General features: G+C 65.5%; 22 protein-coding genes. 3 read left to right on the plus strand and 19 right to left on the minus strand.

The window, feature by feature from the left end:
- Positions 1 to 17 precede the first annotated feature (17 nt).
- The 6 genes from CBW24_RS15925 to CBW24_RS15950 all read right to left on the minus strand — a co-directional run bounded on the left by CBW24_RS15925 (position 18) and on the right by CBW24_RS15950 (position 6,011).
- A complete protein-coding gene (locus CBW24_RS15925) occupies positions 18 to 464 on the minus strand; it encodes a phosphatase domain-containing protein (protein WP_232530336.1) in 447 nt (148 codons plus the stop codon).
- Positions 452 to 1,084, minus strand: a complete 633-nt coding sequence (locus CBW24_RS15930) for a histidine phosphatase family protein (protein WP_232530337.1) — start codon at positions 1,082 to 1,084, stop codon at positions 452 to 454. The genes CBW24_RS15925 and CBW24_RS15930 overlap by 13 nt, the downstream gene beginning before the upstream one ends.
- Complete coding sequence (locus CBW24_RS15935) at positions 1,081 to 2,094, minus strand: MBL fold metallo-hydrolase (protein ID WP_097374392.1); 1,014 nt, start codon at positions 2,092 to 2,094, stop codon at positions 1,081 to 1,083. Before CBW24_RS15935 ends, CBW24_RS15930 begins: the two co-directional genes overlap by 4 nt.
- A gap of 136 nt (positions 2,095 to 2,230) precedes the next feature.
- Positions 2,231 to 3,334, minus strand: coding sequence for an ABC transporter ATP-binding protein (locus CBW24_RS15940; protein ID WP_097374369.1), 1,104 nt, complete (start codon positions 3,332 to 3,334; stop codon positions 2,231 to 2,233).
- Complete coding sequence (locus CBW24_RS15945) at positions 3,322 to 5,031, minus strand: ABC transporter permease (protein ID WP_097374370.1); 1,710 nt, start codon at positions 5,029 to 5,031, stop codon at positions 3,322 to 3,324. The genes CBW24_RS15940 and CBW24_RS15945 overlap by 13 nt, the downstream gene beginning before the upstream one ends.
- Positions 5,028 to 6,011, minus strand: coding sequence for an ABC transporter substrate-binding protein (locus tag CBW24_RS15950; RefSeq protein ID WP_097374371.1), 984 nt, complete (start codon positions 6,009 to 6,011; stop codon positions 5,028 to 5,030). Before CBW24_RS15950 ends, CBW24_RS15945 begins: the two co-directional genes overlap by 4 nt.
- 190 nt (positions 6,012 to 6,201) lie before the next feature.
- On the opposite strand from CBW24_RS15950, the gene CBW24_RS15955 reads away from it, so the two are divergent.
- Positions 6,202 to 6,969 carry a DeoR/GlpR family DNA-binding transcription regulator gene (locus tag CBW24_RS15955; protein WP_088664184.1) on the plus strand — a complete coding sequence of 256 codons (768 nt, stop codon included), beginning with the start codon at positions 6,202 to 6,204 and terminating at the stop codon, positions 6,967 to 6,969.
- Positions 6,970 to 6,986: 17 nt separating this feature from the next.
- On the opposite strand, the gene CBW24_RS15960 is transcribed toward CBW24_RS15955, so the two are convergent.
- The 3 genes from CBW24_RS15960 to CBW24_RS15970 form a co-directional block, all read right to left on the minus strand.
- The gene (locus CBW24_RS15960; RefSeq protein WP_097374372.1) at positions 6,987 to 8,498 is read right to left on the minus strand and encodes a tripartite tricarboxylate transporter permease; all 1,512 of its coding nucleotides are present in this window, start codon (positions 8,496 to 8,498) and stop codon (positions 6,987 to 6,989) included.
- The gene (locus CBW24_RS15965; protein WP_097374373.1) at positions 8,498 to 8,983 is read right to left on the minus strand and encodes a tripartite tricarboxylate transporter TctB family protein; all 486 of its coding nucleotides are present in this window, start codon (positions 8,981 to 8,983) and stop codon (positions 8,498 to 8,500) included. Before CBW24_RS15965 ends, CBW24_RS15960 begins: the two co-directional genes overlap by 1 nt.
- A 71-nt stretch (positions 8,984 to 9,054) precedes the next feature.
- Positions 9,055 to 10,032, minus strand: coding sequence for a Bug family tripartite tricarboxylate transporter substrate binding protein (locus tag CBW24_RS15970; RefSeq protein ID WP_198405283.1), 978 nt, complete (start codon positions 10,030 to 10,032; stop codon positions 9,055 to 9,057).
- A 236-nt stretch (positions 10,033 to 10,268) separates the two neighbouring features.
- Here CBW24_RS15970 and CBW24_RS15975 point away from each other — a divergent pair, with 236 nt between their 5' ends.
- Positions 10,269 to 10,586, plus strand: a complete 318-nt coding sequence (locus CBW24_RS15975) for an NIPSNAP family protein (RefSeq protein WP_088664180.1) — start codon at positions 10,269 to 10,271, stop codon at positions 10,584 to 10,586.
- A gap of 93 nt (positions 10,587 to 10,679) precedes the next feature.
- Here the strand turns inward: CBW24_RS15975 and CBW24_RS15980 are convergent, their stop codons facing one another.
- Complete coding sequence (locus tag CBW24_RS15980) at positions 10,680 to 11,393, minus strand: GntR family transcriptional regulator (RefSeq protein ID WP_097374374.1); 714 nt, start codon at positions 11,391 to 11,393, stop codon at positions 10,680 to 10,682.
- A 201-nt stretch (positions 11,394 to 11,594) separates the two neighbouring features.
- Between CBW24_RS15980 and CBW24_RS15985 the strand changes: the two genes are divergently transcribed.
- Positions 11,595 to 12,500, plus strand: coding sequence for a 5-dehydro-4-deoxyglucarate dehydratase (locus CBW24_RS15985; protein ID WP_097374375.1), 906 nt, complete (start codon positions 11,595 to 11,597; stop codon positions 12,498 to 12,500).
- Positions 12,501 to 12,560: 60 nt separating this feature from the next.
- Here the strand turns inward: CBW24_RS15985 and CBW24_RS15990 are convergent, their stop codons facing one another.
- The 9 genes from CBW24_RS15990 to CBW24_RS16030 form a co-directional block, all read right to left on the minus strand.
- On the minus strand, positions 12,561 to 12,881 hold the full coding sequence (locus tag CBW24_RS15990) for a hypothetical protein (protein ID WP_088664177.1): 321 nt from the start codon (positions 12,879 to 12,881) through the stop codon (positions 12,561 to 12,563).
- An 11-nt stretch (positions 12,882 to 12,892) separates the two neighbouring features.
- Positions 12,893 to 13,603, minus strand: coding sequence for an orotate phosphoribosyltransferase (locus CBW24_RS15995; RefSeq protein WP_232530339.1), 711 nt, complete (start codon positions 13,601 to 13,603; stop codon positions 12,893 to 12,895).
- Positions 13,600 to 14,859, minus strand: a complete 1,260-nt coding sequence (locus CBW24_RS16000; protein ID WP_097374376.1) for a Zn-dependent hydrolase — start codon at positions 14,857 to 14,859, stop codon at positions 13,600 to 13,602. Before CBW24_RS16000 ends, CBW24_RS15995 begins: the two co-directional genes overlap by 4 nt.
- Positions 14,859 to 15,812: a dihydroorotate dehydrogenase gene (locus CBW24_RS16005; RefSeq protein ID WP_097374377.1), complete on the minus strand. Its 954-nt coding sequence runs from the start codon at positions 15,810 to 15,812 to the stop codon at positions 14,859 to 14,861. Before CBW24_RS16005 ends, CBW24_RS16000 begins: the two co-directional genes overlap by 1 nt.
- Complete coding sequence (locus CBW24_RS16010) at positions 15,809 to 16,654, minus strand: dihydroorotate dehydrogenase electron transfer subunit (protein ID WP_097374378.1); 846 nt, start codon at positions 16,652 to 16,654, stop codon at positions 15,809 to 15,811. The genes CBW24_RS16005 and CBW24_RS16010 overlap by 4 nt, the downstream gene beginning before the upstream one ends.
- 12 nt (positions 16,655 to 16,666) lie before the next feature.
- Positions 16,667 to 17,950, minus strand: a complete 1,284-nt coding sequence (locus CBW24_RS16015; protein WP_088664173.1) for a TRAP transporter large permease — start codon at positions 17,948 to 17,950, stop codon at positions 16,667 to 16,669.
- Complete coding sequence (locus CBW24_RS16020; protein WP_088664172.1) at positions 17,947 to 18,444, minus strand: TRAP transporter small permease; 498 nt, start codon at positions 18,442 to 18,444, stop codon at positions 17,947 to 17,949. The genes CBW24_RS16015 and CBW24_RS16020 overlap by 4 nt, the downstream gene beginning before the upstream one ends.
- Positions 18,445 to 18,540: 96 nt before the next feature.
- Positions 18,541 to 19,551 (minus strand): TRAP transporter substrate-binding protein, encoded by a 1,011-nt coding sequence (locus tag CBW24_RS16025; RefSeq protein WP_097374379.1) that lies wholly within the window; start codon positions 19,549 to 19,551, stop codon positions 18,541 to 18,543.
- Positions 19,552 to 19,697: 146 nt separating this feature from the next.
- A complete protein-coding gene (locus CBW24_RS16030) occupies positions 19,698 to 20,585 on the minus strand; it encodes a helix-turn-helix domain-containing protein (protein ID WP_232530340.1) in 888 nt (295 codons plus the stop codon).
- Positions 20,586 to 20,626: the final 41 nt, after the last annotated feature.

Consider the following 20,626-nt stretch of genomic DNA (forward strand, 5'->3'; position numbering starts at 1 on the left):
GTCCTTTTCGATATGGTTTAGAAATCGCCCGGCGCGCATTGCAGGCAGGTCAGCCCCGCCTCGCGCCAGAAGGCAACGACGGCGGTGCGGTCGTCGACCACCAGCCACGGCGCGTAGCCATCGGCGCGGATCTCATCCAGCAGCGATTGTTTCACCTCCGGGTCGGAGGCGTGATCCTGATCTTCGGCACGCAGGTAGATGGCGTCATAGGCGATGCCAGCCTTTTGCAGCCATGCCTCGGTCCGATGCTGCCAGCCGCGCGGACGTCCCGAACACAGCACGATCGCCTCGCCTTGGGCGCGCAGCCGCTCGGCCAGCCGCGCGACGGGGCCGATCACGGCGGCGGCGTGCATCTCGTCGTGGAACGCGTCCCACTGCTTGTCGATGCCGTGCACCAGATGCCCCAGTCGCGGCGCGTCGAATTCGGCCAGCGTTCCATCAATGTCGAAAATCACGCAGTCCATGCGGCGGCTCCTGTCAGATCGGTTTCGCGCCAGCCTGTGCCAGCGGGGAGGAAAAGATGCGGCACTGCATTGGCGGGCGAGGGCCCGCCTGCCGTGCCGCCGGTCAGCAGGCGGGTGGCGCGGATAATGCCGGAATGGGCGACCAGCACGGGCAAGGCCGGATCGGGATGCGCAGGGTCATGCCCGGCGAGAACCTGCTGCAACGCGCGCGCGACGCGGGCACACATCTCGGGCCATGGCTCCCCCCCCGGCGGGGTGGCTTCGCGCGGGCCAAGCTGCGAGACGGGCGCGCCTTCCAGATCGCCCCAGTCGCGTTCGCGCAGATCGCTCAGCACCACGGGGGTCAGGTCGGGAAAGGCCAGCGCGGCGGTGTCACGGGCGCGGGTCTGCGGGCTGCAATAGAGCCGGATCGCGCCGGGCCAGTCGAGCGTCGCCAAACGGCTTGCGGCGCAGCGCCCGGCGACGGTCAGCATCGCGTCGCTGCGCCCGGCCACCCGGCCATCGCGGTTGAAGTCGGTCTCTCCATGCCGGATCACGCAGAACGGCACGCGCGGCAGCGCAATCGCGCCGGGGCGCGCACCAGTGGGCGCAGCAGGGGCGTGGGTCACATCGGCACTCACAGCGTGATCCTTTCGTTGAGGATGACCCGCGCGTCAAACCGCGCTTCCAGCATGAAATCCTCGGGGCAGGGACAGAACATCGGCGCGAAGCGGCGCGCGCCCAGCCGGGCGATCATCGCGATCTGGTCCCGCAGCGGCGGATGCACATTCCACCGGCAGAAGGCACCGCCCCCCGTCGCGGCGATGGACCGGGCATGGGCGGTCATATGCCCGGTAAAGATCACCTGCGCATCACGTCCCAGCCGCCCCGCATCGCGCCAGTCCTGCACCATGCGCCACGCCATCCCGGCCTCTGCATTCGGGGTGTCGCAGATTAGGAAATCGGCGGAGGGGTCGAATTCCGCCTGCATCAGCGGCGCCAGCCGGGCGGCGCTGTCGGCGCGGGCGCCATCCTCGGCCAAGGCGCCGCGCACCGCCCGGCGACAGGCATCGTCGATGCTGACCCGGCCCAGCGACATCAGGTGCAGCGCCAGTTCCGCCGCGCGGCCCGAGGGCGGCACCGGCAGCAGGGTCTGCCCCCGCGCCTGCGCCAGCCGCCGTTCCAGCGCGGTGATGCGGGCGGATTGCGGCACGTCGCCCAGATGATAGGACGCATCGATCAGCGCGGTCGCGGCGGCGGGCGGCGCGTCAAAGGCGAACCACGCCGATTCCTCGGACCAGTCGCCGGAATAGAACAGCCCCTCCCCCAACCCGAGATGGAGCCACACCCCGCCCAAGGCATGGCCGTTGCGCCCGGTCGTCACGCGCACATCGTCGATGACGCTCGTGCCGCGGGTGGGCAGCGCATGGGTCTTGGCGCCCGGCGGCAGCGCGCGGGCGGTGGCGGGGGTGCACCAGATGGGCAGCCCGGCGGCGATGGCATAGGCCGCCCCGCCGATATGGTCGACATGATCGTGGGTGATGAACACCGCGTCCACGCCGGTCAGCCAGACGGGATCGAAGGGCGCGGTGGCCTCCGGCCCGACGCCGACATCCAGAAGCCACGTCTTTGTGCCGGTGAATACGCGAATGCAGGCGGGGCCTTTTTCGCCCAAGCCGGACAGCACCTCCACCCACGGGGCGGGGCAGGTGGATGGGCGGCGCGGGCCGGGCAGGGGCGGGCGCAGCGGCGCTTGCACGGGCTCCAGAACCGGGGCTGGCATCGGCTCAAGCATGGGTCAGCGCCCCCTGCGTCAGCGCCTCCATCGCGGGGCTCACGGCCCCGGCGTTGGGATCGCGAAAGCACCAAGGCCGCTTGAGCGCCACCCCGGTCGTGTCGCCGATCCGGGCGCGGGCGCGGGAAAATGCCACGACATCGGCCTCGCCCGTGTCGAGCGTCAGGCGGAACCGCCCCCCGACATAGGTGCAGGCGCGGACCCGGGCGCGGATCGCGCCGCCGTCGGTCAGGCGCAGATCATCGGGCCGCAGGCAGACATGGGTCGGATGCGGGTCACGGCCACGCGCGACGATCTGCTGGCCCAGAACCTCGATCGGGACGCCATCGGCGCGCAGCGGCCCGGTGGGGCGGCAGGTGAGGACGGCGCCATCGCCGACGAACCCCGCAACAAAGGCAGACGCGGGCTCATCATAAAGCGTCTCGGGCGCGGCGAATTGCCGGATGCGCCCGGCCTCCATCACCGCGACCCGGTCGGCCAGCGCCAGGGCCTCGGTCTGGTCATGGGTGACATAGACCATCGTCGCGCCGGTGCGGCGGTGGAAAGCGGCGAAGGCGTCTTGCATCGAGGCCCGCAGCGCAAGGTCGAGATTGGCCAGAGGCTCATCCAGCAGCACCGCGCGCGGCTCCGCCACCAGACAGCGGGCCAAGGCCACCCGTTGCCGTTGCCCACCGGACAAAGCGGCAGGTGCCCGCCCCGCAAAATCGCTCAGCCCGGTCAGGGCCAGCGCCTCCTCCACCCGCTGCGCGCGCTCGCGCCGGGGCACGCCGCGCACCTCCAGCGGATAGGCGACATTGCGCGCCACATCCATATGCGGCCAAAGCGCGTAGGACTGAAACACGATGCCGACATTGCGGTTCTCCGGCGGGACGAAGCGGCCAGAAACGGCAGAGGCCACGGTCTGCCCGCCCAGCCGAATCTCGCCCCGGTCGGGGGTCTCAAAGCCCGCGATCAGGCGCAGCAGCGTGGTCTTGCCGCAGCCCGACGGGCCAAGCAGCGCCACGAATTCGCCCTCGGCCACGGTGGCGTCGATGTCGCGCAGCACGGTGGCGGAGCCGAAGCTTTTGCCAACGTCGGAGAAGCTCAGTTCTGCCATGGAACACATCCTTTCGGAAGTCGCGCCGCGCCCAGCTGGACCAGCGCCATCAGGAAAATGACCGCGATCACGATCGAGGTGGCGACGGCGGAGGCCATCACCGTCTCGCCGCTGTCATCGAGGTTGAAGATCACCACGCCCAGCGTTTCGGTCCCCGCTGACCACAGCAGCGCCGAAACGGTCAGCTCATTCACTGCCGTGAGAAATACGAGGATCGCCCCCGCCGCCGCCGCAGGCGCGGTGAGCGGCAGCACAATGGTGCGCAGCCGCCGCGCCAGCCCGGCGCCCGCGGCCTGTGCGGCCTCCTCCATCGCCGGGTCCATCTGTGACAGGCTTGCTTGCACCGGGCGCAGCATCACCACCAGAAACCGCGCCAGATAGGCGGCAAAGATGATCCAGACGGTGCCGTATAGCGTGGCATCGGTGAAGGGCAGGTCGATGAACAGCAGGATGCAGGCGATGGCCAGCACGATGCCGGGCAGCGCGTAGGGCAGATCCACCAGCGTGTCGGCGACCCGGCTCAGCCGGGAGGGCCCGCGCTGCATCGCCCATGCCAGCGGCACCGAAATCGCCATCAGCACCACCGCGGCCCCCAGCGCCAGCCGGATCGAATTGGCATAGGCGCGCGCGGTCACAGGCTGCCGGAACAGCGCCTCGTGCCATGCGTCGAGCGTCGCATTGGCGAATGTCAGCGGCACCCCATAGGCCGGCACCAGCGAGGTCGCGATCAGCGCGGCAAGCGGCAGAAACAGGATGGCCACGATCAACGCCCAAAGCGCGATCTCGACAGGCAGCCGCGCAGGCCCCAGCCGCAGCGCCAAGGGGCGGGAGGCAAGCCCGACCAGCCCATAGGCGCGGCGGCGCAGCAGCAGCCGGTTCACCAGCACTCCGGTGATCGCGACCGCGCCGATCAGGATCGACAGCACCGCCACTTCGGGCAGCACGCTCGGCCCCATCCCGGCAAGGCGCTGGTAGATCAGCGTCGGCAGGGTGGAGTAGCGCGCAGGAATACCCAGCATCGCGGTGATGCCGAAATTGCCAAGCGCGGTGACAAAGGCCATCGCCGCCCCGGCGGCGAGGCTTGGCAGGCTGAGCGGCACCACCACCTGCGCCCAGACTTTCAGCCCACGCGCGCCCGACATGCGCGCCGCCTCGACCAGATCGGCGGGGATCATGCGCAGCCCCGCGCGCAATGTCAGAAAAACGATAGACGCATGCTGGATGCCCAGCAGCAGCGCGATGCCCCATGCAGAATGCAGCGGCTGCGGACTGCCCAAGGGGGGCGCAAGCCCGATGGATTTCAACAGAACCGAGGACGGCCCGGTGACCTGCGTCCATGCCAGCGCGGTGATCTGCGGCGGGATCATCATCGGGATCATCAGGCAGAACACCAGCAACGCCTTGGCTCGGATGTCGGTCAGCGCCACGAGAAAGGCAAAGCCGCCGCCGATGAGGATCGAGATCACGGTGCCGAGCCCGGCGGTGAACAGCGAATGTCCCAGCGCGATGCGGGTGCTGTCGCGGCCCAGAACCTCGGTCACATGGGCCAGCGGATCGAGCCCGCCCTGACCGATGGCCTCGGCGAACAGGCGCAGCACCGGCCCCAGCGCGATCACCGCCACCGGCAGCAGCAGCAGGGGAAGCAGCCGGTCCGAAGACCGGCTGGCGTTCCGTTTCAGGGTCGCGGCGCCGTTCATTTCACGCCGAACATCTCGGCGAAGCGCGCCTTGTTGGCGTCGGCATCGGCCAGCGCCTGTGCCGGGTCGAAATCCATCAGCTTGATCTCATCGCGCGCGGGGAAGCCTTCGGGCATGCCCATGTCGTTGCGGGCGGGGATGTAGCCTTGCTCCAGCACCAATTCCTGCCCGGCCTCGCTCAGCACGAAATCCACGAATTTCTGCGCGGCATCCATATTGTCGGCGTCCGCGAGGATCGCGACCGGCTCGGTCACATAGCTCACGCCTTCCTCCGGGAAGACGAATTCCACCGGGGAGCCGTCCTGCTTGGCGCGGATCACGAGGAAATCGACCACGGTGCCGTAGGGCTTTTCGCCCGACGCGATGGCTTTGAACGTGCCGCCGTTGCCGCCTTCGGCGCGGGCGTTGTTGGCGGCGAGCTTCTCGTAATACTCCCAGCCCAGATCCGGGTTGGAGGTCAGCGTCGCAAGGTGGATCAGCGCGGCCCCGGAATACAGCGGCGAGGGCATCGCGGTCAGGTTTGCCATATCGTCGGCGGCAAGGTCGGACCAGCTGGCAGGCGGGGTCTCGACGCCGGTGTTATAGGCGATGCCGGAGGTGATGAGCTTGGTCGAGTAGTAATAGCCCTCGGCGCTGTAGAGCGCGGGATCATACGCCTCGGCCTCGGGGGAGGTATAGGCGGCAAGCTGACCTTGCTGCGCCATGCCTTCCAGCGTCACGGTGTCAGCGATCAGCAGCACGTCGGGCTGCGCCGCGCCGGCCTCGGTTTCCGCCGTCAGACGGGCCATCAACTGCGTGGTGCCGTCGCGGACCCAGTCCACGTCGATGCCGGGATTGGCAGCCATGAAGGCGTCGACGGTTTGCTGCGCATCCGCATTGGGCTGCGAGGTGTAAAGCGTCAGCGTTTCGGCCTGCGCGGCAAACGGCAGACCCAGCGCAAACGCGAGGGTGAGGGGCGTGGCAAGGGCGGTGCGGGTCATTACTGTCTCCGGTGCTCTTTCGAACGAAAATCTCAGTCGCGCTGCTCATGCAGGCAGGGCTCACCTAGCGGCGGTTTGTGACAGCTGGATGAAACGTGGAAATATAAATTCGAAAAGATAACTTGCCTGGCGGGACGTGCACGGCCTAAGCCTTTGCGCGTTGAATGGTTTTCGTACGAAAGGCTGCATTATGGCGCAGAATGATATCGCCCGCCGCCGGGACCGGGTCGTCAATTTGCTGTCGCGCTACGGCGAACTGTCGGCTGGGCAACTGGCGGATATGCTGGAGGTGACGGTGCAGACGATCCGCGCCGATCTGCGCGACCTAGACGATCAGCGGCTGGTGCGGCGGCGGCACGGCGGGGCAAGCCTTGTCGCGGCGGGCGAAAACATCGGCTACGCGCCCCGGCAGGCGGTAGCGCGGGATGAGAAGGCCCGGATCGGCGCGGCAGCGGCGGCGCTGGTGTCCGATGGCGCGACCGTCGCGCTTGGCACCGGCACCACGGTCGAGGCGGTGGCGCGGGCGCTGCTCCCGCGGGAAAAGCTGTTCGTCGCGACCAACAACATTCACGCGGCACTCGCGCTGCAAGCCGCGCCTGAATTGACCCTATCGCTGGCCGGGGGCCGGGTGCGCCTACGCGATATGGACCTGATCGGGGCGGAGGCGGGCGAATTCTTTGCTGCGCTGCGGCTGGATCTGGCGGTGTTCAGCGCGGGCGGCATCGGCGCGGGCGGCGAGATCCTCGATTTCAACGAGGACGAGGTGCGCGCCCGCCGGGCGATCATGGGCGCAGCGCGGCACCGGGTGCTGGTGGTGGACCACACCAAGATCGGGCGCGACGCGCCGTGCCTGCGCGGCTCCGTGGCGGAGGTCGAAACGCTGATCCACGGCGGCGATCTACCCCCCGTGCTGGCGGACCTGTGCGCCGGGGCCGGCACACAGGTGATCGCGGTCTAGGCGACCCGCGCGACGGATCAGGCCCGCCTGCGCGGTTTGCGGAACAGGATCATATAGATCGCGACCACCGTCAGCCCGAGGAAGAACAGGCTGTCGAAATTGGTCAGGAAGATCATCGGATTGCCATCGTTCAGCGACAGCGCCCGCCGCAGATATTGCTCCAGATCCGGTCCGAGGATGAAGCCCAGCAGCAGCGACACGGTCGAATAGTTCTGTCGGCGCATGAAATAGGCCAGCACGCCAAAGATCAGCGCGAGGAACATCTGAAACACCGAATAGGTCGCGACATAAGACCCCACCAGCGCCACCACCGCGATGGCGGAGTAGAGCAAGCCCTTCGGGATCGACACGATGCGCACGAAATAGGGCCCCAGTAGGTATAGCGTCAGCGGGATCAGCACCAGCGCGCTGATAAACAGCGAGGCCAGCATCGGGGCCAGCAGATCGGCCTGATTTTCCAGCAGGCGCGGGCCGGGCTGCAACCCGTTGATGACCAGCACCCCCAGCACGATCGCGGTGGTCGGATCGCCGGGGATGCCGAACATCAGCATCGGCACGAAGGCCCCGCCGCACATGGAGTTGTTGGCGCTTTCCGCCGCGGCGATCCCCTCGCGCGAACCTTGGCCGTATTCGTCAGGCTTTTTCGAGCCGGAGCGCGCCACGGCATAGGACACGAACGCGGCCATCGAGCCGCCAGCGCCGGGCAGGATGCCGATGCCATAGCCGATGAAGGCGCTGCGAATATAGGTAAAGAACCCGATCTCGCGCACCTCGGACCACGGCGGGATGAAATCACGACGGCGGATTTTCAGACCCTTGGCCTGCGCCAGCGTGCGATCCAGCGCGCCGTTCCAGCTTTGCGCTTGGATCAGCACTTCGCTCACCGCGAAGGCACCGATGACCAGCGGCATGATGTCGATGCCCTCGACCAGCGTTTCGGTGCCGAAGTTGAAGCGCGGGATCGGTTGCAGCACGTCGATGCCGATAGTGGCCAGCATGATGCCCAGCAGGGTGGCGACGATGCCTTTCCAGATGTTGCCTTTGTCGACGACGATGATGACGACCAACGCAAACAGGACCAAAGCGAATTTGCCCGGCGTGCGGATCAGCAGCGACAGTTCCGCCGCCAGCGGCATGAACGCCATCAGCAGGACCGCGCCCACGCTGCCGCCGATCATCGAGCCAAGCGCCGCGTGACCCAGCGCATTGGCGCCAAAGCCGCGCTTCATCAGCTTGTTGCCTTCGACCGCGGTCATCATCGAGGACGGCGCGCCGGGGATGTTGATCGTGGTTGCGGTGATCGAGCCGGAATACATCCCGGCCATGAAGATCGACGCGCACATGACCAGCGCGGGCACCACATCGATGGTGTAGGTGATGGGTAGCAACAGCGCGATCGCCAGCACCGAGGTGAGCCCCGGCATGGCCCCAAAGAAGGTGCCGATCAGAAAGCCCGAGATCATGAACGCAAGAACCGTCCAGTTCATCAGCGCCGCGAAACCGCCCGAAAGGGTCAGGAACATATCCATCACAGGAAGCCTTCGGTCAGGGTCGGCAGGCGCACGCTGAAGATCCCGGCGAAAAGGCCGTAGAAAACAGCCGTGACGCCGATCACGCCAAGCGCGAAGCCCAGCGGACGGCGGGTTTGAAACTCGAACACCACAAACAGCGCGGCAACAAAGGCCAACGTCGAAAGCGTGTAGCCCAAGTGACGGAACAGCAGGATATACGCGCCGGTCGCGACGATGACGCCCAAGGGCCGCCACAGGCCATGCTCCGCGGCCTCGGCGGGCTGCGGGGTGCCGGGATGACGCCATTCGCGCACCAGCACGACACAGAGCGCGCCATACATGCAAAACGCCGCCAGCAACGGAATGGTGCGCGGTCCGATGCCGCCATCGTCCGCGAACTGGGCCCGGATGTCGAAAATGGCCGCCAGATAAACGGTCGTGAGCACAAGGAAAAACAGTGGAAGCGCTATAGCCGGAGATAGGAGACGGCGTGCACCGTTCATCGCGGGTCCTCCCAGGGTGGTAAAATGGCGCCGGGGCAGGGACCCCGACGCCGTCTGTGAACCGCGGTCGATTATTTGGACAGGATGCCCGTTTCGACCAGCGCGTCCATCTCCGAGAAGAGCCCCTGCGCCGTGTCGTCGGCCCAGCCCGTCACCTCGTCCGAGCCAAGCCAGTCGGGCGTGACGCCAACACCGGCAACCCAGCTTTGGAATTCGTCGCTGTCATAGGCGGCCTTATAGGCGGCTTCGATGGTCGCGACGACATCGTCGGGGGTGTCGGCGGGCGCGGCAAAGACGATGAAGCTGCCGTTTTCCAGCTCATAGCCTTCTTCGACCGAGGTGGGCACATCGTAGGTCGGGTTGCGGGTCGAGGCGAATTCGACGACGCCGCGCACGGTGCCATCCTCCAGCAGGTTGGCGAAATCGCCAAGACTGGTCAGGGCGATATCGACCTCATCCGACAGGATCGCTTCTTTCTGGGGAGCTGCGCCGCCGGGATAGGAGACGATCTTGAACTCCGTATCGGTGAGGCTTTGCAATTGCAGCAGCGTCAGGTGGATGCGTCCGCCGAGGTTCTGAACCGCGATGCGAACCTGACCGGGATCGGCCTTTGCGGCCTCGACGATATCGGCAAGCGACTGATAATCGCTGTCGGCATCGACGATCAGCGCGTCGGGCTCGCTGGTGATGCGGGCGATGAGCTTCAGCTTCTCCAGCTTGTAGCTGGGCAGCATGTTCTGCCACGGCACGGTGACGATGCTGTCATAGGTCAGCGCGCCCAGCGTGTAGCCATCCGGTTTGGCGCTCATCACCTGCCCGACGCCGGTGGCGCTGACGCCGCCTTCGACGTTTTCGACATACATCGAGGCCCCGTCGAATTCCTGCTCCGCGATGCTGGTGATCTTGCGGACGATACCATCGGTGCCGCCGCCCGCGCCCCACGGCACGACCACACGAATGTCACGCTCGGGATAGTCCGCCATCGCCACGACGGGCAGGCAGGTGGTGGCCAGCAGCGCCGCGGCGCCGATCAGGGTTCTTCTGTGCATCAGGCTTTCCTCCAGGTTGAACGCGTCGGCCCCTCCGCCGCCGCCAATAGGTCACGCCGGGGTCCGCCATCCGTGCAGGCCCGCGCGACACGCAATCTGGTCCCTTTTTCCGAGGACTTCCGATTGCGCTGTCTGTAACTGATACTTTACTATATGACTTATGTCCATCCTGACATTTCGTCGAAGCATCGGCAATGTTGAGACGCTGCAGGCACCTAAGAAGAGAGGGAATTTCAATGATTTACGATCACCGCACCTATGTTTGTCGTCCCGGCACCATCAAGAAACACATGAAGCTCTATGCCGATCACGGGTGGGAAGCGCAGCGGCGGCATCTGGGCCAGCCGGTCGTTTACGGCGCCGTCGAGACCGGCAACGTAAACTCCTATGTGCATATCTGGGTGTTCGAGGATGCCGCCGACCGCGCGCAGAAACGCGCCAAGATGCAGGCAGACCCTGAATGGCAGGCCTATCTCGCCAAAAGCGCGGAGGCCGGCTATCTGGTCAGCCAGACCAACACCATCCTTACGCCCGCGCCGTTCTTCGACAGCTAAGCGTCACGGATCAGGGGCGCAGCGGGGCCTGCCAATGCAGCGCCCGCGCCCCGTCCTCGCGCCCCGTCCCCGGTGCCGCGCTGGATGGCAAGGTCAGGCGAAATAGTCAGGGAAGCGGGTGCGGAATTCCTCGACCCAGTCGAGGTTTTTATGCAGATGCGCGCGCAAGGCGGCGATGGCCGCCGTTTCGTCCTGCGCCTCGATCGCGTCCAGCATTTCCTGATGCCCGTCGAGGATATTGGTGATTTTGGCGTCGGAATGCACCTGTAGCCGCCGCACCCGGTCCAGATGGCCCGCGCGGGAGCGGATCAGCCCGTGCAGATCATCCTGTTCGAGCCCTTCGAACAGCACCCGGTGGAAATATTCGTCCAGTTGCTGAAACACGCGAAGCTGGTCGCGGTCATCCGCCACGCTGCGCTGCAATTCGTTGACCGACCGGGCGCGTGCCACCACCTCGGGCGCGCCGCGTTGTGCCAGCCTGCGCACGACCTCGGTTTCCAATGCGACACGCAGGAAATGCGCTTGGTGGATTTTCGGCAGGTCGATCCGCGTCACCAAGGTGCGCGACTGGGGATAGATCAGCACCAGATCGTCCTGCTCCAGCCGCTGCAACGCATCGCGCAGGGGTGTCTGGCTGACGTCATATTCGCGCGCCAGTTCCGCCCGTAGCAGATTGGTGCCGGGCGGGATGTCGAGCGACAGGATTTTCTGCCGCAGGTCATCGTAAATCCGTGTGGCCGCCGTTGGCCTGTCGCGCGGCGTCGCGTAGCGCAGCATGTCCAAGGCGGCGTTGACGGAGAAGTTCATAGGCGCGGTCCAGCTATTATGGGCGCGGGGTCTGGCATAGGGGGCCCTGCGTCTCGCCGTTCTACCCCGGTTGACCGTCCTTGCAAACTAAAATATTAGTGCATATAAGCCGACACCGAAGCCGGTCCCATGCCCATCGGTTGGTATGTCGTCCCCGCCGGGCCAGCACCCATTCGCGCCACTCCGAGGAGTCTCCCCCCGATGATCAGCCCCACCGACCTGCAAAACATCATTCGAAACGGGCTTTTGTCCTTTCCGGTGACACCCTTCGATGCGCAGGACAACTTTGCCAAGGCGCCGTTTCAGGCGCATCTCGATTGGCTGTCGCAGTATAAGGTCGCAGGCCTGATCGTTGCCGGGGGCACTGGCGAGATGTTTTCGCTCGCCCCGTCTGAGATCGTCGAGGTGGTGAAGGCCACGCGCGAGGTGGTGGGCGACGCGCCGGTGCTGGCGGGCTGCGGCTATGGTGTGCGCATGGCCTGCGATCTGGCCCGCGATATCGAGGCGGCGGGCGGCGACGGGATCTTGCTGCTGCCGCACTACCTGACCGAAGGCCCGCAGGAGGGTGTCGCGAACCGGGTGCGCGCGGTCTGTCAGGCCACCAATATGGCGGTGATTTTCTACAATCGCGGGCAATCGCGCATCTCGGCTGAAACGCTGGTGGAGCTGACCGAGGAATGTCCTAACCTGATCGGGTTCAAGGACGGCACCGGCGATATCGACACCGTGCGCCGGGTTACCGCCACGCTGGGCGACCGGCTGTCCTATATCGGCGGCATGCCGACCCATGAGCTGTTCGCGCAGGCGTATAAGGGGGCGGGGATGCCGACCTATTCGTCGGCGGTGTTCAACTTCGTGCCGGAAACGGCACTGGAATTTCACGCCGCGTTCAGCGCGGGCGATGACGCGACCTGCGAGCGGATGCTGCGCGAATTCTACTACCCGTTCGCCAAAATCCGCGACCGGAAAAGCGGCTATGCGGTCTCGGCCATCAAGGCGGGCGTCAGCCTGCGCGGCTTTGACACCGGCTCCGTGCGCGCGCCGTTGACCGATCTCACCGGCGAGGAGCGGGAAATGATGCAGGATCTGATCCGCGGGCGCGCCTGATCGCGATCCGTCAGGTATCGGTCCGGGCAGGGACAGTCCCCGTGCCCGGACCGCCCAAGGTCAGATCAGAACCGCAGCGTGCGACGAGGCGACCGTGTTCAGCGCGGCAAGGATGCCTGCCGGATCGCCGGTCTCATAGGCCGCGCTCAGCGCCGCAATGTCCTCTTTGAAGGCGGCGAAGCTCTGTTCGGTTTCCTTTGACAGAAGCGGCATCCGCTCATGCCGTTCGACGAAGGCTTCGGCAATCGTGCCCAGAACAAAGAACGCCGCGGCATGATCGGAGGGCTCGCCTGCCTTCTCATAGGCCAGCCGTGCCACGGCCCGGTAGGCGTGGATGCTGTTGCCCTGATCGGTCAGCGTCTGCAGGATGGTGCTGAACATTGGTCGTCCTTTCAGATATTCAGATGACGAGAGCCGCCATGCGCCGCGGACCAGTCGAGCGGCGCGTCGATGAAGGCCGCAAGCCGGTCGCGTTCGCCTGCGGTAAAGGCATCGCCGGCCTCGGCCGCCGCGAGAATGTCGCGCCAATTGGCCAAAGCGTGCAGCCGCAGACCATTCTCGGCCAGCGCGTCCCGCGTGCGGGGAAAGATGTCGTAGTGAAACAGCATCAGCACATCGCTCACTTCCAGCCCGGCCTGCCGCAATGCCTCGCAAAACCGGATCTTGGACGCGCCGTCGGTGGTCAGATCCTCGATCAGAACGACCCGCTGGCCCGGCTCGAACAGACCTTCGATCATGGCGGCGGGGCCGAAACCCTGCGCGCGTTTGCGGACATATTGCATCGGCAGACCCGACAGCGCCGCGATCCACGCCGCAAAGGGAATGCCCGCCGTTTCGGCGCCCGCCACGGCGTCCAGCCGGTCGCGGCCAATTTCGGCGTCGAGGATTTCGGTCGCGAAGCCCATCAGCATCTCGCGGATCGCCGGGAAAGAGATCACCCGCCGCACGTTGATATAGGCGGGGCTGGCCACGCCGGAGGATAGGATGAAAGGCCGGTCCTCCGCCATCTGCACCGCACCGATATCGAGCAGGGCACGGGCCGTGCGCCGGGCATAATCGGCACGGGTTTCGGGGGTGAGCGGCATGGTCAACACTTCCTTCATTCCTCGGCCTCCAGATATGCCGAAAGGATGGAGGTGCCCACCATGAAATCCGCAAGGTCCATCGCCTCGTCGGGATTGTGACTGCCATTGCGGTTGCGCACGAAAACCATGCCAGAGGGAATGCCCGCCTGTGCAAAGATCGCCGCGTCATGCCCGCCGCCCGAGGCCATCGTGAACGGCGCGCCGGTCACCTGCGCCATTGCCGTTTCCAGCCCGGCGATCACGTCGGGATCCATCAGCGCGGGGGCCACCGCGACCTCTGGCCCGGTGTCAAAGCTGACGCCGCGACTGCGGGAGATGTCATCCATCTGCGCCCGCAGGTAGTCCCGCATCTGCGCCAGAACGGACCGGTCCTGCGACCGCACGTCGAGCGAGAAGCCCAACGTGTCGGGAATACGCGAAATCGCATGGCTTTCGGGATCGGTGCCGACGATGCCCGATGTCAGCACTAGATCGCTGCCAGTCCGCAGCAGGTGATCCCAGCTGGTATCGAGCCGGTGCATCAGTTCGGCAAAGGCCAGAACGGGATCGTGGCGATAGGCGCGCGGCACCGCCCCCGAATGCCCGGCCTCGCCGCGACATTGGATCAGACGATGACGGAAATTGCCGCGAATGCCCGACACGACCGCCGCAGGCAGCCCGCGTTCGACCAAAAGCGGGCCTTGCTCGATATGCAGTTCCAGATAGGCCTCGATCCGGGTCAGATCGCAGATCGGCTGCCGGGCGGCCAGCGGCGCGGTGTCGATGCCCAAGGACTGCAGATGTTCGCTGAGCGTCGCGCCATCGCCGCGATGGGGCGCGTCCAGTTCCGATTGCGGCAATTGCCCGGTGAGCATTTTCGAGCCCAGATAACAGGCCCCGAACCACGCGCTTTCTTCGCCGCGCATGGCGATGCATTTGACCGGGCGGCGGAACCGCTGGCCCCGGCGCGCGGCGCGGATCAGAACCAGCAGTCCGGCGATCACCCCGGCAAGCCCGTCGTAATTGCCGCCCATCGGGACCGAATCCACATGGCTGCCGATCAATAGCCAGCTTTCGGCATCCGCATGTTCGGGCAGGCAGAACAGCAGGTTGCGACCTGCGTCTTCCTCGACGCAGAGACCATTGGCGCGGGCAAAGCCCGCAAGCCAGTCCAGCGTCCGGGTTTCGATATCGGAAAACGCCGGGCGGCTGACGCCCTCGGTATCCGGCGACAGCGCACGGATTTCATCGAACGCCTGCTGGGCGAGGCTTTCTTCGATCGCGGTCGCCATCATCACGCGGCCTCGTCGTCGGGCATCTCGACGCTGCCGATCACCTGCGACAGATCGGTGATGCCGTGAGCGGCGGTCCAGTCGGCAAGCTCGGCCACCAGCCGCGCCATGACGGTGGGCGACTGGAACGTGGCGGTGCCGACCTGCACGGCGCTGGCCCCGGCGATGAGGAATTCCAGCACGTCGTCCAGCGTGGCGATCCCGCCGCAGCCGATGACCGGGATCGTGCAGGCGCGGGTGCATTGGTAGGTCATGCGCAGGGCAATCGGCTTCATGGCCGGGCCGGACATACCGCCCATGACATTGCCCAGCCGGGGCCGCCGCGTGCGCACATCGATGGCCATGCCAAGCGCGGTGTTGGCGGTCACCAGCGCGTCCGCACCGGCGGCTTCGGCGGCCAGCGCGGTTTCCACCGGCTCGCCGGTATTTGGCGTCATCTTGGCCCAAAGCGGCAGATCGGTCGCGGCGCGCAACCGGCGCATCACCTGTTCGGTGGTGTCGGGTCGCATGGCAAACGCTTTGCCGTCCGCTTCGATATTGGGGCAGGAGATATTGGCCTCGATCGCGGCGACGCCGGGCAGGCTGACCTCGGCGCAGAGCCGGGCGAATTCATCCATCGAATGGGCGGAGATCGACACCACCAGCGGCGCGCGATAGCCGCTCCAATAGGGCAGCATCTGATCGCGAAAATAGGCGACGCCCTTTGATGGAATGCCGATGGCGTTCAGCATCCCGCCTTGCAGATCGCAGACCCGTGGTGTGGGATTGCCGGGGCGGGTGCCGTGCATGATGGTTTTGAGCACATGCGCGCCCAGCAGATCGAGGTCAAAGACATCGGCCAGATCCTCGGAAAATGTGCCCGAGGCGGGCATGACCGGATTGGCCAGCGTCAGATCCCCCACCCGCACCGACAGATCGGGCGCGGCGCTGGGGGCAAGAGGGTCGGAATGGGTCATGCGATTGCCTCCGCGATGGGGAACACCGGACCTTCGCGGCAGACCCGGCGATGAACGATGCCATCGGCCTCTTGGAACGGGCGGACGCAGGCCTGACACATGCCCAGACCGCAGGCCATCTGCTGTTCCATCGCGATCTCGCCGGGGATGCCGTGGCGCGCGCCCAGATCCTGCAGCAGGCGCAGCAGCCGCGACGACCCACAGGTATAGAATGCATCGACCCGCCCGGCGGTGATCCGGGCTTCGATCAGGGCGCGCAGCGCATCGGGCGCGGAGGAGCCGTCTTCGTCATGCACCACGATCACCTCGGCGCCGTAGCCTTGGAACAGATCGACCGACATCGCCAGTTCGGGCCGCCGCGCGGAACAGATCGCCGTCAGCCGCCGCCCCTTCTGCTGCGCCATGCGCGCCAGCGGCGCCAGCGTCGCCAGCCCCACGCCGCGCGCCAGCAGCAACAGATCTTGCCAGTCATCGGCCATGGTAAAGCCCTGACCCAGCGGACCCAGAACATTCAGCCCATCGCCGGGCCGCAGGGTCGCCAGACCACGGGTTCCGGCGCCCGCGACCTTGTATAGAAACTGAAGCTGTCCGGCCTCGGCGTCATAGCCATAGATGCTCATCGGGCGGCGCAGGAACGGATGCTCGCCCTCGGGCTCCGGGCACAGCAGCTGGAAAAACTGCCCCGGCTGGCAGGCGAGAACCTCCACCGGCGCGTCGAGCGTCAGCAGACGGTATTCGCCATTCACCGGCGTGTTCGACAGCACCACGGTGCGCGCCTCGGCGCAGCGCGCGGCGATGCCCGGCGCGACGGGAACGGACAAAAGCGAAGGGATCAGGGTCATGGTCACGCTTTCTCAGCCGTAGATCAGGCGCGGCACGAGCAGCGAAATCTGCGGCACATAGGTGATGAGGAGTAGGACGATCACGTTGACCACCACGAACGGCCAGACACCGCGGATGATGTCCGTCACCGGTTTGCCCAGCGTCGAGGAGGCAACGAATATGTCGAGCCCGAATGGCGGTGTAATCATCCCAAGGCAGACGTTCAGCGTGACGACCATCCCGAAATGCACCGGGTCGATGCCAAAGCTGAGCGCGACGGGGTAAAGCGGCGGCACCAGCACCAGCAGGGTGGAGTTCGGATCGACGAACATCCCCGCGATGAAAAAGCACAGGTTCACCGCGATCAGAAACGCGATCTTGCCCGCATCCGCCGAGGCCAGCAGCCCAAGGATCATGTCCGGCACCTGCGCCAGCGTCACAAAGAACGAAATCAGCCCGCCCATCGCCAGCAGCACGAAAATGATGGCGGTGTTGATGGCGCTGTCCTCGGTGATGCGGATCAGCGCGCTCAGGTTCAGACTGCGGAACACCAGCATTTCGACGGCGATGGCGTAAACGACGCTGACGGCGGCGGCTTCGGTCGGGGTGATGGTGCCCGAATAGATGCCGCCCAGAATGATGACCGGCATGCCGAGCGCCCATTTCGCGTCCCACACCGCGCGCAGGCGGCCCGACCACGGCACCCGATCACCGTGGCTGACCTTGTCGCGGCGGGCCTGCAATTCGACAAAGACCGCAAAGGCGAGTCCCAGCACGATGCCCACGCCCAGACCGGCGGCGAAGAGCTGCGAAATCGAGGTGCCGGTGATCCAGCCATAGATGATGAGCGTGATCGACGGCGGGATCAGCAGGGCGGTTTCGGCACTGGCGACCAGCAGCCCAAGGCTGAACTTCTCGGAATAGCCTGCGCGGCGCATTTCGGGATAGGCCATGCGGCCCATCGCGGCGACGGTGGCAGGGGCCGAGCCGGAGACTGAGCCAAACGCCATCGAGCCGCCGACCACGACATGACCGATACCGCCACGGGTATGACCGACCAGCGCGGTCACCACCCCGATCAGCTGCCGGGCGATCTGCCCCGAGCCCATCAGGTTCGCGGCAAAGATAAAGAACGGGATCGCCAGCAGGGTGGTGTGATCGATGCCCCCGACGATTTTCTGGACCACGGCCGGGTCCGGCAGGCGGGCGTAGAACGCCTCCTTATAGGCCAGCGCGGGCAGGCCCAGCACCAGCAGCATCTCGAACCCGGTGACCAGCAGAACCAGCGCCAGCGCGATAATGACGAGGAACATCATTGGGTTGCCTCCTGCGGGGTAAAGCGGTCAATCACGCCGAACAGGCTCAACCCATAGCGCAGCGCCAACAGGACGAAGCCCACGACCGGCGCCATGTAGATCAGCCCGATCGGCACGCCGAGCGTGGGCGACACCTGCCCGGTTTTCAGCACGAACTGCACGAGACCAAAGGCCAGCCACGCGACATAGAGCGAAAAAAGCAGCCCCACTGTATCGATCACCTGCAACAACCGGCGGCGCAGCGGCTCGGGGAGCTTCTGACGCAGGTTGGTGATGCCCACATGCTTGCCCCGTTCCAGCGCCAGCCCCAGCGCGAGAAACACCAAAAACAGGTTCATCATCCGCACCGCTTCTTCGATCCAGGCGAAACGGCTGGCAAAGGTGCCGCCAATTTCGCGCGTCACGACGGAGCCGGTATAGAGCAGCACCATGATCAGGAAGAGAGCGACAAGCACGCTGCGCTCGATCTTCCTCAGCAGGTTAAGCAGTTGCATCGGGGAAATCCTCCGGCGCCGAACGCCGTCAAGTCACGGGGAAAAATCGAAGGGCCCGCCGGTATCCAGCGGGCCCTTCCAGTGTATCGGCCCGGGTTACTGGGACGCGGCGGTGGCCTCGTCATAGGCTTTCAGCAGCGCTTCGCCGGTTTCGCCAGCTTTCGCGACATAGGCTTCGGAGGCGGGGCCCCACGTGGCGTCGTGCAACTCGGCGCGCTCTTCGGCGGAGGCAACGCGGACATTGGTGCCGGAGTCGGTGATGACCTGCAGCGCTTCCTCGACGGCGGCAGCCTTATGGGCGGTCAGGTCGGGGATCACTTCGGAGAAGGCGGTGGAAATCACGTCCTGATATTCGGCGGGCAGGCTGTCCCAGAACATCGGGTTGAACAGCACCACGTCTTCCATCGCGCCGTGATCGGAGATGACGACGTAATCCTGCACCTCGTAGAACTTCATGTTCTTGATGGTGTCGAGCGGGTTTTCCTCACCATCGACAACGCCGGTCTGCAACGAGGTGTAAAGCTCGCCGAAGGGCAGCGCGATCGCGGAGGCGCCGAGCGCGTTGAACTGCTCGATCAGGATCGAGCTGTCCATGACGCGGAATTTCTGGTCCGCGAAATCGGTCAGGCTGTCCAGCGGCTTGTTCGAGGTGAACTGCTTCTTGCCATTGGGCCACAGGGTCAGAGCGACCATGCCCTTGTCCGAGAAGGTGTCGAGCAGCGCCTTGCCGAACGGACCTTCGCGCAGCGCCTGCGCCTCTGCCGCGTCTTCGGGCAGCAGATAGGGAATATCGAGGATCGACACGGCCGGGTTGAACCCGCCGAGGAAGGCCGCAGGGGCCACGGTGCCTTCGATGGTGCCCAGCTGCACGCCTTCGTTCATCTGGCGCTGATTGCCCAACTGGCCCTGCGGGAACAGCTGAAGCTCAACCGCGCCATCGGTGCGCTCCGCGACCAGCTCGGCGACTTTTTCCAGATGCACATGGCGGCTTTGCGCGGCGCTTTCCAAATGGCCGATGCGCGCGATGAATTCCTGTGCGGACGCGGCGCCGGCGAAAACGAGGCCAAGCGCGGTAACGCCGGAGAGGAGGAGGGGGGATTTGAACATTAGCGACTCCCTGCGAGCATGTTCTTCTTCAGATGAGGTAAAGGTTCACGGCGCTCCTGCCGGGGTCAAGCGTCAAAATCTAAAAATTGAGATTTTCGGACTGTTTTGCGCGGGCTAGCTGGAATAGTGCCTAATGAACGGGCAGTTCAGGGGGTCCCGATCCCGTATTTGGCGATCAGCGCGTCGACATGGTCGGCGGCCTCCATTCCTTTCAACGATGTCGCCCAGAGCTGTTTCGCGATGTTTTCGTGCAGCTCCAGCGCTTCGGGCGCGGACGTGATGAGCCCCACACCCAGCCGGATATTTGGGTTATGGCCCAGTCGGAAGGGGCTGATCGTCAGGGTCGATTCCGCGCCCTTGCGCACGATCTGAAACGATGTCGACGGGATCGGTTCGCGGGCGACGCCCACTTGAATGCCGATATCCGGCTCGCGCAGGATCCGGCTGATATGCCGGGCCTCCCGCAGAGCCATATGGCGCCGGGCCGTCAGGGTGTCAGGATCCAGATCGGACCGCCCAACCAGCCCTTCGCGGAGAAATTTCTCGATATCGGCATCCGCGATAATCGACGCCAGAAGCGGTCTGCGGGCGGCAAAGCGTTCCTTACGTTTCAATAGGATAGACAGTATCCTATCCGCTTCATCATATTGCGCGGGGGCCACGGATTCGCGCATCACCTCGGCCAGAACCTGATCGTAACCGGAGGTGGTGACAAGGTAGGAAATCGGGCTGAACAAACCGATAATCTGGTCGCTGTCCTCCTCGATCTGGCGCATCCGTTCGAAAAAGCTTACGGCGCTGTCGACATATTCGATCCCGACGCCCAGCAGCGAGGGCAGCGAAATATGCAGCTCATCGGCGATGGCGGTCAGCATTTCGATCTTGGCGATTTCACCCTTCTCGGCGCGGTAGAGGGCGGCGCGTGAAATGCCCAGCCGCGCGGCGAGGTCTTCGGGCGACAGGGCGCGCCCCATGCGATGGGCCCGGAGCCGCGCGCCAACATCGACGAAGTTCACCTTGCTTGCCTGCGCCACCGAGCGGGTATCCTCTGTCGGATCATTGGGGTCGTATCAAA

Origin of the sequence: Pacificitalea manganoxidans (assembly GCF_002504165.1) — a bacterium.
GTDB classification, from domain to species: domain Bacteria; phylum Pseudomonadota; class Alphaproteobacteria; order Rhodobacterales; family Rhodobacteraceae; genus Pacificitalea; species Pacificitalea manganoxidans.